14 protein-coding genes are annotated in these 16,461 nt (G+C 59.6%); 8 read left to right on the top strand and 6 right to left on the bottom strand.

Translation table 11 applies throughout. The features are described from left to right. Positions 1-195 precede the first annotated feature (195 nt). Positions 196-1,083, bottom strand: a complete 888-nt coding sequence (locus IMCC21224_RS15020; RefSeq protein WP_047996026.1) for a LysR family transcriptional regulator — start codon at positions 1,081-1,083, stop codon at positions 196-198. Between the two features lie 90 nt (positions 1,084-1,173). Between IMCC21224_RS15020 and IMCC21224_RS15015 the strand changes: the two genes are divergently transcribed. Beyond that, complete coding sequence (locus IMCC21224_RS15015; RefSeq protein WP_047996025.1) at positions 1,174-2,352, top strand: MFS transporter; 1,179 nt, start codon at positions 1,174-1,176, stop codon at positions 2,350-2,352. Positions 2,353-2,748: 396 nt separating this feature from the next. Here the strand turns inward: IMCC21224_RS15015 and IMCC21224_RS15010 are convergent, their stop codons facing one another. From IMCC21224_RS15010 to IMCC21224_RS14995, 3 genes are all read right to left on the bottom strand, one after another. Then, complete coding sequence (locus tag IMCC21224_RS15010) at positions 2,749-3,702, bottom strand: Mu transposase C-terminal domain-containing protein (RefSeq protein WP_053078994.1); 954 nt, start codon at positions 3,700-3,702, stop codon at positions 2,749-2,751. 122 nt (positions 3,703-3,824) lie between these two features. Next, positions 3,825-5,176, bottom strand: a protein-coding gene (locus IMCC21224_RS15005; RefSeq protein WP_156178093.1) for an IS3 family transposase whose coding sequence is annotated in 2 segments (ribosomal slippage) — positions 3,825-4,840 and positions 4,840-5,176 — 1,353 coding nt in all. Because the reading frame shifts where the segments join, the coding sequence is not laid out codon by codon here. Between the two features lie 389 nt (positions 5,177-5,565). Then, positions 5,566-6,207, bottom strand: a complete 642-nt coding sequence (locus IMCC21224_RS14995) for a transposase (RefSeq protein WP_156178291.1) — start codon at positions 6,205-6,207, stop codon at positions 5,566-5,568. A 166-nt stretch (positions 6,208-6,373) separates the two neighbouring features. Between IMCC21224_RS14995 and istB the strand changes: the two genes are divergently transcribed. The 3 genes from istB to IMCC21224_RS14980 all read left to right on the top strand — a co-directional run bounded on the left by istB (position 6,374) and on the right by IMCC21224_RS14980 (position 8,509). Continuing rightward, the gene (gene istB, locus IMCC21224_RS14990) at positions 6,374-7,189 is read left to right on the top strand and encodes an IS21-like element helper ATPase IstB (RefSeq protein WP_047997168.1); all 816 of its coding nucleotides are present in this window, start codon (positions 6,374-6,376) and stop codon (positions 7,187-7,189) included. Between the two features lie 353 nt (positions 7,190-7,542). Further along, entirely contained in the window at positions 7,543-7,860 is a 318-nt protein-coding gene (locus IMCC21224_RS14985) for an SOS response-associated peptidase family protein (protein ID WP_369796045.1), read from the top strand. Between the two features lie 352 nt (positions 7,861-8,212). Then, positions 8,213-8,509, top strand: coding sequence for a helix-turn-helix transcriptional regulator (locus tag IMCC21224_RS14980; RefSeq protein ID WP_053078992.1), 297 nt, complete (start codon positions 8,213-8,215; stop codon positions 8,507-8,509). 278 nt (positions 8,510-8,787) lie between these two features. On the opposite strand, the gene IMCC21224_RS14975 is transcribed toward IMCC21224_RS14980, so the two are convergent. Together IMCC21224_RS14975 and IMCC21224_RS14970 are read right to left on the bottom strand one after the other, a co-directional pair. Beyond that, positions 8,788-9,681 carry an MBL fold metallo-hydrolase gene (locus IMCC21224_RS14975; protein WP_047996023.1) on the bottom strand — a complete coding sequence of 298 codons (894 nt, stop codon included), beginning with the start codon at positions 9,679-9,681 and terminating at the stop codon, positions 8,788-8,790. A 27-nt stretch (positions 9,682-9,708) separates the two neighbouring features. Then, positions 9,709-10,350: a DsbA family protein gene (locus IMCC21224_RS14970; RefSeq protein ID WP_047996022.1), complete on the bottom strand. Its 642-nt coding sequence runs from the start codon at positions 10,348-10,350 to the stop codon at positions 9,709-9,711. A gap of 96 nt (positions 10,351-10,446) precedes the next feature. Between IMCC21224_RS14970 and IMCC21224_RS14965 the strand changes: the two genes are divergently transcribed. The 4 genes from IMCC21224_RS14965 to IMCC21224_RS26570 all read left to right on the top strand — a co-directional run bounded on the left by IMCC21224_RS14965 (position 10,447) and on the right by IMCC21224_RS26570 (position 16,459). Beyond that, entirely contained in the window at positions 10,447-11,355 is a 909-nt protein-coding gene (locus tag IMCC21224_RS14965; RefSeq protein WP_047996021.1) for a LysR family transcriptional regulator, read from the top strand. 446 nt (positions 11,356-11,801) lie between these two features. After that, positions 11,802-12,326: a GNAT family N-acetyltransferase gene (locus tag IMCC21224_RS27195; RefSeq protein WP_082135233.1), complete on the top strand. Its 525-nt coding sequence runs from the start codon at positions 11,802-11,804 to the stop codon at positions 12,324-12,326. Positions 12,327-12,626: 300 nt separating this feature from the next. Beyond that, the gene (locus tag IMCC21224_RS14960; protein ID WP_156178289.1) at positions 12,627-13,748 is read left to right on the top strand and encodes an AAA family ATPase; all 1,122 of its coding nucleotides are present in this window, start codon (positions 12,627-12,629) and stop codon (positions 13,746-13,748) included. Positions 13,749-13,750: 2 nt separating this feature from the next. Continuing rightward, complete coding sequence (locus IMCC21224_RS26570; protein ID WP_053078991.1) at positions 13,751-16,459, top strand: tetratricopeptide repeat protein; 2,709 nt, start codon at positions 13,751-13,753, stop codon at positions 16,457-16,459. Positions 16,460-16,461: the final 2 nt, after the last annotated feature.

Genomic DNA, 16,461 nt, shown 5'->3' with positions numbered 1-16,461 from the left:
CGCTCCTCGAGCAACCATGGGGGTGCATCTCCCTTGCCTCGGCGATTCTTCGGAGCTTCGTTTCGGGCTGAAAGCCGTCGACCGGGGACAGCATTGAACATCGCGTGGTTTCCCCATGCCAGAATTTGAGTATCGCGCTGCCGCAAGACGGAACTGCGGGAAAAATGTCTGCCGCGAATGGCTACTCAAAGCAGCTCAGTGCTGCAGTGTTTCCAGCCAGTCCAAGAACACCGCAAGCCTCCGCAGACCTGACGCCCGGGTCAGGTAAAGCGCGGTGATGTTCAGCGGGGGAATGTCCAATTGACCCGGAAACAGTTCGACCACGCGCCCGTGCGCAATGTCTGCGTCGATCATGAAGTCTGAGAACCGGGCGATGCCCATGCCGTTCAGCACCAGTTGACGAACAGCCTCGCCGTTCGCTGCAGTGACAGAGGCGGGCGGCGTGATGGCTGCCCTCACATTCTTGAACTGCAGGTGGTTGATGTGGACCGGTGACGCAAATTGCACCTGTTCGAGATCCGCCAGGTCTGCGGGCTCCTTTGGGCGGCCCGTGCGTTCCAGATAGTTTGGTGCGGCCACCAGCCGCCACTGCGCCTGCCCAAGTCGGCGCTGCAGCAAATCACTGTCGGGTAACGGCCCGAATCTGATCGCAACGTCAGCGTGGGCGTCGATCAAATCGACGATGCGGTCGGTCATGTCGATCGTCAACTGGATGTCCGGATATTGCGCATGAAACGCCGCGAGATGTGGCGCGATGACGTGCAGGACATAGGGCACCGGCGCATTGATCCGCAGGGGGCCGCGCGGCGCACGACTGCCTGCTGCCAGATCCGCCAAGGCTTCTGTGCGCGCGACGATCTCTTGCGCAGCCATCAGCAGGTCGCGACCTTCTGGCGTCAATTCGATCCCGCGCGTCGAGCGGCGCAGCAGGGTCACGTTCAACTGCCGTTCCAACCGCGTCACCGTGCGGCTGAGCGTGGATGGTGCAGCCCCCAGCCGTCTCCCAGCCTCTGCAAAGCCGCCATCCTCGATCACCGCGATGAAAACCGCGAGGTCAGCCGCTTGTGGCAAGTCGTGCGCCATACGCAAAGGCCCTTTCCAATTCGGCTTGTTCACGCAATAGCTAATTCCTGCCATCTCCGGGGTCGAGTTCATTCTTCCGGAGATCACCTCATGCCTCTCGCCCTCTGGGCGCTGACGATCAGCGCCTTCGCCGTCGGCACGACCGAGTTCGTCATCGTCGGCCTGCTGCCCACCATCGCTGACAGCCTCGGCGTATCACTCCCATCCGCTGGCCTTCTGGTCAGTCTTTACGCTCTTGGCGTCACCATTGGTGCACCGGTCCTGACGGCCCTGACCGGGGGCCTGCCACGCAAGACGCTGCTGCTGGCACTGATGACGCTCTTCATCGTCGGCAATGCCTTTGCCGCCTTCGCCCCCGGTTACGGCAGCCTGATTATCGCCCGGTTCATCACCGGCTTGGCGCACGGCGTCTTCTTCGCCATCGCCTCGACCATTGCGACAAGCCTCGTGCCGCGTGATAAGGAAAGTTCGGCAATCGCCATGGTGTTCATGGGGTTGACGGTCGCACTTGTGACGGGCGTCCCGTTGGGCACTTGGGTCGGACAGACATTTGGCTGGCAGTCGACATTCCTGGGTGTGGTGGCGCTTGGCATTGTAGGGCTGGTGGCAAGCGCCGTTCTGGTGCCGTCCGATCTGCCGCAGACAGCGGCGCCAAGCCTGCGGGCGCAGGCGCAGGTCCTGACCTCTCCTCGGTTGCTTCTGGTCTACCTGATCACTGCGATCGGCTATGGCGGCAATTTTGTGGCCTTCACGTATCTTGCGCCGATGCTGACCGGAGTCACCGGCCTGTCGGCCGGTATGGTGAGCCTTGTTATCCTGCTTTATGGTGCTTCCGTAGCTGGGGGAAACATCTTAGGCGGCAAGCTGGCCGACCGCGTGGGGCCAGTCCCTGCGCTGACGCTCATCTTTGTTGGGCTGGCCGTGATGCTGGTCGCGCTTGGATTGGCACTTGCGCATCCCGTTGCCGCCATCGCCGTCATCGCACTTTGGGGCGGCTTTGCCTTCGCGAACGTACCGCCGTTGCAGTCCTATGTTGTCCAGATCGCGCGGGAGGTCAGTCCCGGTGCGGTCGACGTAGCATCCGGTCTGAACATCGGTGCCTTCAACCTCGGCATCGCGTTGGGCGCATGGTCGGGCGGCCTGGTTGTCGATCACATCGGAGTGGCTGCGACACCTTTCATCGGCGCACTGGCCGTCTCAGCCGGTGTCTGTCTGACGCGACTGTCGGGACGATTTGACGGTTCGTCGCACCACTTGGCGCAAGCATGACGTCGAGAGTGCCGGGCAACAATTTTTGGAATGCTCGGCTCTTCGCTCGAGGCGATCCTGTTTCAAAGCCGCTGCCAGGGTATCAAAGAACTTCCCAACAGCTTCGGCTTTTCAAAAAGGTACAACGTCAATCTTGTCCGCTCTGTTGGCATTCAACTATCGAAAACACTGCGCGACGCGACAGTGGCATCCCTTTTGTGAATCAGCGGTGCAGCGGTTGGATGCAAGGTGCGGCTCTGGTCTGTCAGCGTCGATCAGCGGAGAGCGATGGCCAGTGGTCATTTGCACTTGCCGCACCGCGCCCTGGGCAACCGAAAGCTGTCGCCACGGGTACGAAGCAGGCCCCCAATGCCTGTGTGACAGTGGGGGCCTGCACTATGCAACGAATGACCGGTGTCAGTCCCCGCGCTTGGGCGGCACACCAAACTTCGGCGCCGCGGCGCGAGCCTTGCGCGGCCCGTCGGAAGCATCCGCCGCCTCTGCGTGTTGCTCCACATCATGGAACGGCTTGACCACGGCGGACTTCGCAGGTGCCTTGGACCCCGTAGGCGCGATGTCAGGGTCTGGCGCACGCGGTGTGATCACGCGGCCCGGTCCCGTGTCATCGGCCTTCAGGCGTGGCGCGTCATCCATACGGAAGGATGAGAAGAAGTCCTCCTGGATCTTTTTGAACTGGCTGTCGCTGATCGTGGTATCGATGATACCGAACGCCATGGAGCGCTCCTTGACCAGGTCTTCAATCTGATCGACTGCGTTGAATACGATTTCCTGGTTCCACACCTTGCGCGACGCTGACTTGGCGCGGAGCGCCCGGCGAACTTTCATCCAGTCATGGAAATGCATTCCGACAAACCGGTCATGCACGGACGGAACGACCTGCCATTTGCCCTCCAGATAAACGCTGATGGCGCCAAGGTTCTCAGGATCCCAGCGGACATCGACCAGCTTTGTCTCCATCCCCATGAAGTACATCCCGAGCTCGGGGCTCTGATACTGGATCCCCATTACCACAATGCCTGCCAGCGAGACTTTGCACTCAAGGCGCTTGCCAAATGCCAGACGCTTGGAGGCCACATCCGGCAGCCCGCTCAGGGGGTAATTTCCGTCGTCCATGTCAGCTTCCCATTGCTCCAGCGGAGTGCGGCCACCAAGACCACGGTGCGGCGAGTTGTGGTAGATATCGACGACCCAGCGCACCAGGATGAAGGCGACATCCTCGGCGTTCAGGCAGGCCCTGTCCTGCGATTTATAATCCCCGCGCTCGATGGAATTGGAGAAGGTGCGACCCACAAGACGCGGCATCAAATCGGTGCTGAAAGTGCCAAAAATACGCTCGCCGGTCCCGCGCATTCCCGGCACACCCGCATGTGTCCGCAATGCCTGGATGCGCAGATCAAGGTGTCCGTCGTCATATAAAATGGGACATCAGAGCGGCTTGAGCATTGGAGGCTCTGGCTCGTTTGTGTGATTGATTATGCGGCTTGTTTTTGGTGTTGCAAGCGGCGTTCGCGGATTGTCAGTATCTTGATCTTCTTCCTTTCTCTGAGGATGGCTTTGTCGCGCCCAAAGTAGACGTCGGCGGGCGTGACGTTGTTGAGACTCTCGTGGTATCGCGCGTTGTTGTAATACTCTACGAAGGCCCCGATCTGGCGTTCGAGATCGCCGGGCAGGTAGTAGTTTTCCAGCAGAACCCGGTTCTTCATAGTTTGGTGCCAGCGCTCAATCTTGCCCTGGGTTTGCGGATGGAATGGTGCCCCGCGAACGTGGCCCATTTTTTGATTTCCCAACCACTTGGCGAGGTCGCCAGAGATGTAGCAGGCCCCGTTGTCACTCAGCAGGCGCGGCTTGTGCCGGACGACGGCTTGGTCACAGCCCGATGCGCTCAGAGCCAGTTCAATCGTGTCCGTCACGTCCTCGGCCCGCATGTTTGTGCAAAGCTTCCAGGCGATGATGTAGCGGCTGTAGTCGTCGAGGATGGTGGACAGGTAATACCAGCCCCAGCCGATGATCTTGAAGTAGGTGAAGTCGGTCTGCCAGAGCTGATGGATGGCCGTGGTCTTGTCCGTGAACTCGTCCGCGGCCTTGATCACCACATAGTCCGGCGCCGTGATCAGATCAGCTGCTTTAAGAATGCGGTAAGCCGATGATTCCGAGATAAAATACCGGTTCTCATCGGTGTATTTGACCGCCAGTTCACGTGTCGTCAGCGCCTCATGTTCTAACGCAAACTCGATCAGGTCATCGCGCCGGTCTTGGGGTATTCGATTCCAGACCGACCCTGGTCGAGGAGACCGATCGGCCAGCGCATCGAACCCGCCCTCGACGTAGCGATCATACCAGCGGTAGAAAGCCGTGCGCGGAATGCCCAGCATATCCAGCGTCATTTTGGTGGGCAGATGCGAACCTTCAACGGTGCGGATGATCTCAAGCTTCTCGGTTGCAGGGTATCTCATTCCTCCACCTCCCCAGCCCCTGTCATACTTTTTTTGAGCAGACGGTTTTCCAGGGTGAGATCGGCCACGCATTCCTTCAGGGCCAAAGACTCAGAGCGAAGCTCCTTCACCTCCGGCGACGTGGCTTGGCGCGCCGTATCGCCAGACAAGCGACGCTTGCCAGCCTCCAGGAACTCCTTCGACCAGCTGTAATACAGGCTCTCGGCGATACCCTCCCGCCGACATAGCACCGAAATGCTTTCCTCACCGCGCAGGCCAGCTAAGACGATGCGGATCTTCTCCTCTGCAGAATAGGTCTGCCGCGTCTTGCGGCGGATGTTCTTGACCAGCTTGTCAGCTGCGTCCTTCGACGTTCCGGATGTCTTGTTCATCTTCGCTCCTTGAAAGCTACGATGAACCAGAAATCCTCCGTTGTTCAAATCCTCAAATCTGTCCCAAAAGCGCTGACGTCAGACAGTTTGTGTTCCTGGTCGCTGTACCTTTGTAGCCTTCGTGATTGATGTGCGCGTTAGTCGTGAAAAACCGAAAAGAAAAATTCCCTTCGGCCTTAGATTTCCTTGACCGATTCGAGTCAAGTGTCTGAAAATAATGCGAAAAACTCCCTACTTCTGTTTATTCTCTAGTTCATCGGCCTCCTATAGACCAAGGTACCTGCTCCATTTGCGGGTTGGCTTGTTGTCTTACGATTTGACTTAGTAGGCGACAGGTCTGCAGGGAAGTCAGACGAACTCTTCAACTGTGGAGCGGCGATAGCGTTAACTCACCCCTCGCGGGTTTGTTGCTCACGGGAGGCACAAGAATCGAGGAGCCACATGAGGAAACGAAACTCATCATCCACCACATCCTGTGGCGGACAAAGGTCCTCTATGCAGATGCTGGATACCAGCAAGCTGGGATCCCTCCGGAGCTCTCCTCGGAGTTTTTCCCTCATCCGAAACGCTGTTGTGTAGGCAATGCCATTTCTGTCGGCCATGTCCCGCCCGGTGTCGAGGCGATCGCGCCCGAAGGCGCACAGGGTCATGTGCTCCTCGGCTGCAAGGAACCAATCGCGAATGCTGTGTCGAGACCGGAACATAAAGGTGCCGACTTTCAAGGAAAACTCACGGCCGCAATCTCTGCACCGTAACGTTTTTCGCGCTCGGCAGGTCTTGAGCTGGACGCCACCGCATTTGAGGCAGCGAATTCCTTCGGGCCAACGTACTTCTCGGAAGCGTTGTTCACAGGCGGCTTCGTCTGGGAACCGCAGGCCAACGCCGCCTAGGGGCAGCCGAAGAAAAAGCTGCATCCAGAACATTCTTTGCCGGTCTTGATCGGAAATAGATGGCATCTGGGTAATCGACGGGAGGCACTTGATGTTGATTGGTTCATTATCGATATCATCTGGTTCGTCGACATTGAACAACACCTACGCAGCGATTTGTACTGCTATTGATCGGACGGTGCAGACTTTGATCGCGCGCCGCGCCCGTGATGGGCCCTCGAACAACAGGACCAAAAGAGCCTTCAGCGAGGCCAAGATCTTGCGGATGTTGTGTCCGCAGCTTCGATGCGCTGCTGGGGGCAAGCGCATGACCGCCCGCGAGATCGACATCCACACGCTGCCCAGCATGCTGACTGCGCTGCGGCTGCCCAGCTTCCACAAGCTCTGGGCCGAGATCGCCACCCGCGCGGACACCGAAGGCTGGCCTGCCGCCCGTTTCCTTGCCGTGCTGGCGGAATATGAGCTGGCGGAGCGGGACATGCGCCGCATCCGGCGCCATCTGAACGAGGCGCAGCTGCCGGTCGGCAAGACGCTGGCCAACTTCGACTTCAAGGCGCTGCGGACCTTGCCACGTGCCCGCGTCGAGGCTCTGGCTGCGGGCGATTGGTTGGACGGTGGCGGCAACCTGATTGCCATCGGGAACTCCGGCACCGGAAAGACCCATATCCTCTGCGCCATCGGGCATGCCCTGATCGAGACCGGACACCGCGTGTTCTATACCCGGACCAGCGATCTGGTGCAGAGACTTCAAGCTGCCCGCCGCGATCTCGTTCTCGAGGCGGCTCTGGCGAAGCTCGACAAGTTCGACCTGATCATCCTCGACGACATCACCTATGCCCACAAGGACCAGGCCGAAACTGGCGTCCTCTTCGAACTCATCGCCCGACGCGATGAATACCGCAGCATCGCCATCGCGGCCGATCAACCCTTCAGTGGCTGGGATCAGATATTCCCGGACAAGGCCATGACCGTCGCGGCCATCGACCGCTTGGTCCACCACGCGACCATCCTGGAGATGAACGCCGAAAGCTTCCGTCAGCGGGCCGCGGCCACCAACAGGATGGCACTGGCCGAAGCGTCAGCGACAACCAACAACGACAAGCAAAACGAAGGAGAGACCTAACCCAAAACACTGAACGACACGCCAACCACAGCGGCCTCAGAACCGGTCAAATTGGTTGTCGCCCGCGGACAAGGTGGTTGACGCTCTACAGGCATTGCTCGCTTATCTTTGTAGGCCCTTTTTCTACATACTGCACATTGAGTCTGCAGGGTGAGAACGATGCCAAAGCCGCTGTGGTTGCCGAGGCGTCGGGCAGGAGCCTGAACCGAAGGACCAAACAAGTGATCATCCGCGCCGCACGATTGGTGCTCGCATTAGCAGGTTGTAAAGCTCGCGTTTGTTTTGGTGTGCGATGTCGGCAATCGGTTTGGGTAAAGTGAAGACGAGATGGAAATAACGCACCGGCAGCAGGTCTGCTTGCCGAACCGGCCGGCAAGGGGGAGGGGAACGCCTGGTTCGCGATCGCAGACGATCCCCCGGCTATGTTCGCGGGGCTCTGGGTGTCAGAATGGACCAGCATCCGAAGACTGAAGGATGGCGAGACCACAGACGATCTCTACGGGTTCCTCACCACCGAGCCGAATAGCGAGGTGGCCGAAATTCATCCGAAAGCGATGCCGGTCATCTTTGTTGAGCCCGCGGAATGGGAGACCTGGATGACGGCGGCCTGGTCGGAAGCAAAGGCGCTTCAGCGGCCGCTTCCGGATGGAACCCTGACCAGGCTCCCCTGACGGCCAGATGACTTTGCCTCACAGCCTTGCCTGATCTTGAATTTTGATAACACATTTGCTATACAGAGGGCGTCGGAAGCGCCATGCCATCTTCAGTATTGCACAGGTTCCCGGGTGCGAAGACGGAAAGCCTTCATCGATGCGAAATGCTTGTCGATTGCTACGAGGTCGATGCCATCCATCTGCTGGAATGAGTGGAGTCGAGGATCATCCTGTCGATCGACAGGCGGATTTCTTCCCGGTGGAGATGGCTGCACGGCGTGATCGCGACACCGGACTAAAGCAGTAATCAGGGCGCATCCCTTGCGTTCCAGCAGTTCGAATTGATTAACCCATCCTGGGAGACATGACAATGACCACTGCTACCAGAACGTTTCACCAGAGAATACGCGACGCGCGTCCCGATGTGGTCAAACGGCAGGCAAAGAATGTCCACAAGCGCAAGATCGCCATGAAACTCCGTGTCCTGAGGGACGCGGTTGGCATGACCCAGGCCGATGTGGCTCGAAACTCGGATATGAAACAGCCGACGATTGCCCGTATGGAGGCCCTTAGCGGGCCTGTGCCCAGCCTCGATTCCATCAGCAGGTACGTTGAAGCCTGCGGGGGACATTACGATCTTGTCATTACCCATGGCGACCTGCCCTGATTTAGGTGGGAGTGTCCACCGCATCGATCGGCCCTGAACCGACCTTCATCACCACGACTGGAGCCGCGCCGCGACTTTCTCGAAGCGGTCTTTTGAGCCGGCGGATAACATCCTCCACAATGCTGACCGACCACCGCAGCGCCGCCGCCGCCCTACATTTTGCGACGATCTCAAGGTGCGCATATCCGAAACGGCGGGAGAGCGGCCAAGATTTCTCGGCCGCTCTCGTTTGATTGATTTCTCAAATGGCAAGCGCCCCGAAACGGATCAGGCGCGGGTCAACCCCATTTCATCTCGCCGGTCAGAACCTTGGCGCCGACATTCAAGGCCACGCCCATTCCCAGATTGGGATAGCGGGCCGTCATTGCTGCGATCAACGCTTCCGAACCATCTGCCTTGGCGAGCTCTTCCTCAATGGCCAGAAGATACCTTTTCGTGAATTCCACCGCATCGAGGCCCATCGGCGCGTCCAGAGTCATGTGACCGGGCACGACAACCTGCGGATTGCGGGCGATGATCGCGTCAAGATTGGCGATCCATGCGGCGCGCTGTTCCTTGGTCGGGGTGTCTGCGGTCCAGACATGCGTGCCGGAAAAGACCATCACGCCGCCGAACACGGCCTTCAGATCCTCGACCCACAAATAGCGGCGGTTCGTCAGCCCCTCGGCCGCGACGATTTCGATGGCGTGGCCGTCTACCGTCAGGGTGGTGCTGTCATCGGCTTCGGGAATAACCACCTCTGCCACCGTCGCGGGGCCGTTCTCGCCCAGTTGCGGCCCCCATGTTTCGACCTTTTTCGCCACGTTGGCATTGATGGCCGCAACGGTTTCGTTGGTTGCGATGACGCGGGCCTCGGGGAAGGTTTCGACGATCGGGCGCAGGCTGAAGTAAAAATCAGGGTCGCTCTGGCTGATATAGATCGTGGTCAGGGTCTTGCCCGTCGCCTTGATTTTTTCGGCCAATGCGCGGCCATCGGGGAGGGTGAACCCGCCGTCAATCAACACGGCCTCGGTTTCGCCCTGGATCAGAACGGGCGCGCGGAAAAAGCCGTTCTCGCCTGCGGGGAAATGGGTCCAGGTCAAGCCGTTCGCATCTGCAAGCGAAATGCCGGGCGCGATCAGGGCGGCTGCGCCCGCTGCGGTGGAGAGTTTCAGGAGATCTCTGCGGTTCATGTTTTTTGTCCTTTCAGTATGGTGGGATCAGGCGCGCCCGAGGGTGGCCAGTATTGCATCAGGTCCGGAATAAAGTTTGCTTGCATCCAGCCCGAACTGCGTGCCGTCGACCTCGGCAATCAGGGCGGGAACGCCTTGTAGGTTGTGAGACGTCATCAGATCGCGTGCTTTCGCGCTGCGCGTCTGCGCTAGGCCCGTGAGGGCTGCATCGGGGGTCAGAATACGCGCGGCCGCCTCTGCAAGACCGAGGTCGGTCAGCAAGCCTGCGACAACTGAGGAAGAGGTCACGTCTTTGCCGTCGACATAGCGCGCTGTCTGAATGGCTGTGAGGGCCTCGATCACGCGATCGGGGACGGTGTCGGCCGCAGCCGTGACGGCGAGCGTCGCCATGGTGGAGTCCAAAGACGCATCGTCGGCCCCCAGCACGTCGCGGCGATAGGCTTCGGTGAACTGCCGACCGCTCAGCGCGGCAATGCGCTGGTCATTCGCCCAAGCCTGCGCGGCAAAGCTTTTCATCGGCCGTGCGCCATTGCCTGCGAACAGGCCGGTGGCCCATGGTTGAAGGTCGATGTCGGGGTGGTTCGCAAGCGTGGCGATGGTCTCCGAGGCACCGTAGCACCAACCGCAGAGCGGATCGAAAAGGTAGTGCAGTGTCACTGTTTGTGTCATGATCTGTCTCCTTGGGGAGGGATATAGGCGCTTCCATTGCCCCTGATAAGACAAACTATTTTGACAGACTGTATGTCAAAGGCTAACACTGAAAGCATGGCTAGATCACATAATCTCAACCGGCTGGCGTATTTCGCCGCGGTTGTCGAAACCGGATCCTTTACCAATGCCGCTGACCGCCTTGGCGTGACCAAAGCCGTGGTCAGCAGTCAGGTGACGCAGTTGGAAGACGAGCTGAAGGCGACGCTTTTGGTGCGCAACACGCGCAAGGTCAGCACCACCGAGGCGGGGCGGCTTTTCTATATGCGCTGCACATCGATCCTGAACGAGGCGGAAGAGGCCTTCAGCGAGTTGTCGCACCTCTCGGAGCAGCCCGTGGGCCTATTACGCATGACCGCCCCGAATGATTACGGCACGGCGGTCGTAGCCCGGCTGGTCACAGCGTTTCGACGCCAATACCCCGAGTGTCAGGTGGAGCTATATCTCGGGGATGATCATAGCGATCTTATGGCGGGAGAGCTTGATCTGGCCATTCGGGTCGGGTGGCTGCGCGATTCCACCCTGTTGGCGCGCAAACTGGGCGGGTTCCGACAGTTTCTCGTCGGCGCGGGCGACAAGTCCGGCCGGTTCGATCACATTCAACACCCCAGCGATCTCGCCACGGTGCCCTTTGTTGCCAACAAGGCGCTGTCCGACCCGCTGCACTGGCTGTTCGAAAACACCGCTGGCGAAACGGTCTCCGTCACAATGCAAAGCGATCTTTCAATCGACAGCGCGCCCGCGATCATGGCCGCCGTGGAGGAAGGAGCAGGTTTGGCGATCCTGCCTGACTATCTGGTGCGTGATCGTCTGACCTCGGGCGCGCTGACGCAGGTATTGCCCGCGTGGCAACTCCCCGAAGGGGGGATCTTCGTGGTGCTTCCGGCGTCAAAATTCCGCGCCGCAAAAGTGTCTGTTTTTACGGACATGCTGCGGCAAGCGGAAAAGACAAGGGGCAGTGGTTGAACGCGCCATAGGCCCGCGCCTAAGGAGTTTTGTCTCGCACTATTGCTGGATATCCGTGATATGTCCGCTATCATCATTGGGGCGCAATATGTGCAAATGCAGCTAACGGCAGCTCTCCGCCCTCACGTCCTGGGCTCGGCTCAATGCTGCGCCGGGCACGAATGTCGTAGGAGGGCTGGGAGCGGTCGAGCGTCATGCGGTGCGTGAGTGTCAGCAAGGCGCAGGGAAGCGCCATTTGCAAACTCAAGCTTTTGGCAAGATCAGCCGAGTTTTTATGTTGCGGTGCCGGGCTCGGGAGCTGCCGTTCGCCGCAATTGCATCATCCAATCACCGACGACCGACAGCACTGCGGACTTTTCCGACCTCCATTTCAAGGCCGAGGGTGGTGTATTGGTCATGCTATTGCGAGTTATCGTTCCTAAACCAATGTCCAAACGGATTCTGCTATGACCGAACCTTTGACGTCCGCGCCAGTCCTTGAAACGGAACGCCTAACCCTACGCGGACCACTACAAAGCGACCTACCCGAGTTTACCCGATTCATGACGAGTTCGCCGAGGATGCAGGCTCAGGGAGAAACGGTCAGCAAAGAACAAGCTTGGTTTGGCTTCTTGACCGGGATTGGTCACTGGCGATGGCACGGATTTGGATTCTTTACGCTAATTGAACGTGGACAGAGCCTTCCTATAGGTCGTGTCGGGCTGCTTAAGCATTCAAATTGGCCCGAAGTTGAGTTGGCGTGGCATCTTTTTGAAGGAGCCGAGGGCAAAGGATACGCAACCGAAGCTGGGCAGGCCGTTCGTAGCTGGGCGTATCAAACCCATGGATTCAACCAATTGGTTAGCTACATTGATTGCGAAAATCATCGTTCGCAAGCGGTTGCGAAACGTCTCGGAGCAAACACGGATGGCACGCGTGCTGAACACGAACCAGATGCTGAGGTGTGGATCCATCTATCTGAACCCAAATGATCACTATGGGCTCAGAGCCTCCTCGCGGCGGTGCAGCATGAAAATGCCGAGCCCGAACCGCCTCGGCGATCATGACAACCGGCGGCAGCCAGCCCTTCTACGACATTCGTGCCCGGCGCAGCATTGAGCCGAGCCCAGGACATGAGGGCGGGAAGTGGCCCTTCGCTGCGACCTGGACGAACGGCAGCGATGCGCAGAGAACCGTCATCACGGAGATGCTCGGGCAGGGACGCAGGCCAGTTGACTTCGAAGCTCGATGGATTTATTCATCCTGGAATTAATTCATGACGGGATAAATTCATGCACGGCAGAGAGAATGAACGCGACACTCTGAAACGCAAGCTTAAAGCCGGACAGAACATTCACATGCCGGCCCCTCGTCGCATCGGGAAAACTTGGACAATCAACAGGCTCGCGGAAGACATGCGGAAAGAGGGCTGGCTGATCGTCGAGGTGGATGTCCAAGGCATGTCCGCTCCGGACAAGTTCGCGCGGCGCCTGTGCCAGAAGATTCAAGGTCAGTTGCCCACGACGTCAGGTCTGCATGCAGCCTTCAAAAACCGGCTCGAGGCATTGATCGGGGGAGGTTGGGGCACCAACCCTATCAACGTGATCGGCCAAGTCGACCCCGTGGCCTTCTTGGACGCGCTTTTGGAAACACTAGAGAAGGAAGAGAAGCAATCGGCGATCTTCGTGGACGAGATCGCCTATTTCGTTCTCGGCTTCGCAGAGAGAAATGAGAACGACGCCAAGGACTTCTTCTACGAGCTGAGGAAACTGCAGGCCGAATACTCGAACGTCCGTTGGCTCTTCACCGGCTCGATCGGCCTGAACTTTGTGGCCGAACGGTTCGGCCTTGGCGGCGCGTTCGTGGATCTGACCACGTTCATCCTCGAGCCGTTCGACGAAGCCGAAGCCGGGTCCTTTCTCCGTGATCCGGCCACGCAGATGGGGTTCAACCACCAGTTCCACGCCAGTGACGAAGACCTCAAGGTTTTGTTCGAAGAACTGGGTTGGCTAGCGCCCTACTACCTCAAACTGGTCGGCAATGAAGTCCGCCCATCTGGCCCCGAACAAGGCGGCACGCTGACCGCGAAGCCGGAGGACCTGCGGGCCGCCATGGAAAAACTACTTGAACCGACCCGGAAATCCGAGTTCGCCGTCTGGCGCGAGCATATCGACAAGAACTTGCCCCAGACCGATCGTGACCTCGCGCGCGGGGTGCTGGGCCGTGTGTCGGCCGCTGCGGATGGCGAGACGCTGGACACGCTGCAAGCTGCCATGGCCCCCGCCAAACCGAAAGCCGTGCGGGACATTCTTGACATCCTGCAAAGCGATGGCCTGACTGACCTGACCGAAGGGCGCTACAGGTTCCGGTCCGGCCTGATCCGTCGCTACTGGCAGCAGTACGAGGCGGATTGACCGTGATCCCGCAGTCGACGCTCTACAATCAGACCATCCTTAATGACGATGATTTCGTCGCCAGCTTCGTGGCACGCCGCGACACGCTCGAGACGATGTGCCGCCGCTTGAAATCTGTCGGACCGGAGGACGACGGGCAGCATCAGATCCTGATCGGCACGCGGGGGATGGGCAAGACCTCCCTGCTGCGCCGCATGGCGATTGAGATCAAGCGCGATCACGACTTGTCGGACCGTTTTGTCCCGCTCATGTTCCGCGAAGAGCAGTACAATGTGCTGCGACTGCAGGATTTCTGGCGCAACTGCGGGGAATCCCTCGCTGGATGGGCGGAAAGCCAAGGGCGCGACGACTTGGCGGAGCATCTTGACGACGTGGTCTTCTCAAGCAGTTGGGACAGCGACGACGGCGCCGCAGAGCAGTTCGAGGCGGAGATGCAGGCGCTTGGCAAACGGGCAGTTCTGCTGATCGACAACCTCGACCTGATTCTGGATGCGCTCAAGGACGAGGACCGCTGGACCCTGCGCGCCAGTTTGCAGGCGCGGGGCGGGCCAATCCTTGTCGGTGCCGCAACCCAGTCACTGAAGGAAACCGCGGACCGCGACGCAGCCTTCTACGAGTTCTTCCAACCCTATTACCTTGAGCCCCTCGAGTTGCAGGAAACCGAGACCTGCATGCGAGCTCTCGCAAACCAGCGCGGCGAGGTCGGGCGCCGCGTCCTCCATGTAATGCACACCGATCGCGCACGGCTCCGCGTCCTTCACCGGTTGACCGGTGGCAACCCTCGGATCTTAGCCCTGACATATCGCCTTCTCGAGACCGAGGATTCCCACAGCGCGATGGCCGATCTCGAGCGGCTGCTGGACGAGGTCACGCCTTATTACAAGGCCCGCGTCGAGGAATATCGGACCCCCTTGCAACGGGCGATCATCGATGCCATCGCGCTGCATTGGGACCCGGTCACCACCGGGCACCTGTCCGACATAACCGGCATCCCGACCACGACGCTGTCGCCGCAGCTGACCCGGCTGCGCAAGGATGGTCTGATTGAAAGGATCGAAACCTCGGGCTCCTACGCGGGCCATCAGGTCGTCGAACGGTTCCTCAATATCTGGTACCTGATGCGGCACGGAACGCGCCGCATCAGGCAGCGGATGCGCTGGCTCGTCGCGTTCCTGTCGAGCTTCTACTGCAAGGACGAGTTGGAAGAAATCGGTCGGACCGCACGCGCAACGGGCCGCTTCGATCTCTGGACCCGGGAATACGTGCATGCGTTCGAACAGGCGACGCAGATCGCACCAGCGCGCGAGCGTCTCGGCCTGAAGTCGGCGGGGCCCTGCCACAACGACATGATCGTTGCAGACTATCCGGCTTCGCCCGAAGCCAAAAAGGCGAAGGAGATGGGCGACACGGGCGTATCCGTAGGTAGAGACAGAGAGGGTGTAGCTGCGCTCAAGATATTCGAGGAGGTGATCGCTCATTACAGCGACAGCCCAGACCAGCAAGTAAAGAAACAGGTCGCGCGGGCCATGCTCAACAAGGGGATCACGCTAGGCCAGACCGGCGATCCTGCGGCAGAGATCGAGACCTACGACGCGCTCATCGCCCGCTACGGCGACAGCGCCGCCCTCCCGCTGCAGGAACACGTCGCGCGGGCCATGCTCAACAAGGCGGTCACGTTGGGCCAGATCGGCGATCCTGCGGCAGAGATCGAGACCTACGATGCGCTCATCGCCCGCTACGGCGAGAGCGATGCCCTCCCGCTGCAGGAAGAGGTCGCGCAGGCCATGCTCTACAAGGCGGTCACGTTGGGCCAGACCGGCGATCCTGCGGTGGAGCTTGAGGTCTACGACGCTCTCATCGCCCGCTACGGCGAGAGCGACGCCCTCCCGCTGCAGGAACAGGTCGCGCGGGCCATGCTCAACAAGGCGGTCACGTTGGGCCAGACCGGCGATCCTGCGGCGGCGCTTGAGGTCTACGACGCTCTCATCGCCCGCTACGGCGAGAGCGACGCCCTCCCGCTGCAGGAACAGGTCGCGCGGGCCATGCTCAGCAAGGGGATCACGCTGGGCCAGACCGGCGATCCTGCGGCAGAGATCGAGACCTACGACGCTCTCATCGCCCGCTACGGCGACAACGACGCCCTCCCGCTGCAGGAAGAGGTCGCGCAGGCGAAGGTCTCTCTAGCCAATCGCCTGATCGACACTGGCGTCGAGGGGGGCCGAACTGAAGCGCTCTTGAAAAGCGTGACGGAAAGCCACAAAGCCTTGGCTTACGGGAACTTGTTCTGGCTGTATGTTGCATCGAGAGAGCTTTCCAAGGCGAGAGAGACATTGCCCCATCTCGAAGACATGCCGACCGAGGGGCGTGCGTTGATGGATGCAGCGCTTGCCGTTCAGGCAGGAAATTTTGGAGACGCCACGGAGCATCTGAACAAGGCCCTGCAAGGAGGCTTGGTGCCGGAGAGCTGGAATTTCACCGATGACCTGGAACGTTTGCTGCGCCTCTCCATCACGGCTGGACTTGGCGAGCGTTTGGTCGACTGGTTCGAAGAGACTCGTCTGGCTAATCGATATGCCCCGATCCATGCCGCGCTGAAGGCTGCCGTTCATGGCGAGGCAAGCTTGCGCGACGTGAATCCGGAAACCCGTCACGCCGCAGGCCTCATCCTGCCACGCTTGCTCCCTGCTTCAAAGCCTCGGAAAGGCAAGTGACA

It is taken from the genome of Puniceibacterium sp. IMCC21224 (genome assembly GCF_001038505.1).
Classification (GTDB): Bacteria; Pseudomonadota; Alphaproteobacteria; order Rhodobacterales; family Rhodobacteraceae; genus Puniceibacterium.
This window is presented reverse-complemented; position numbering and strand designations above follow the sequence as displayed.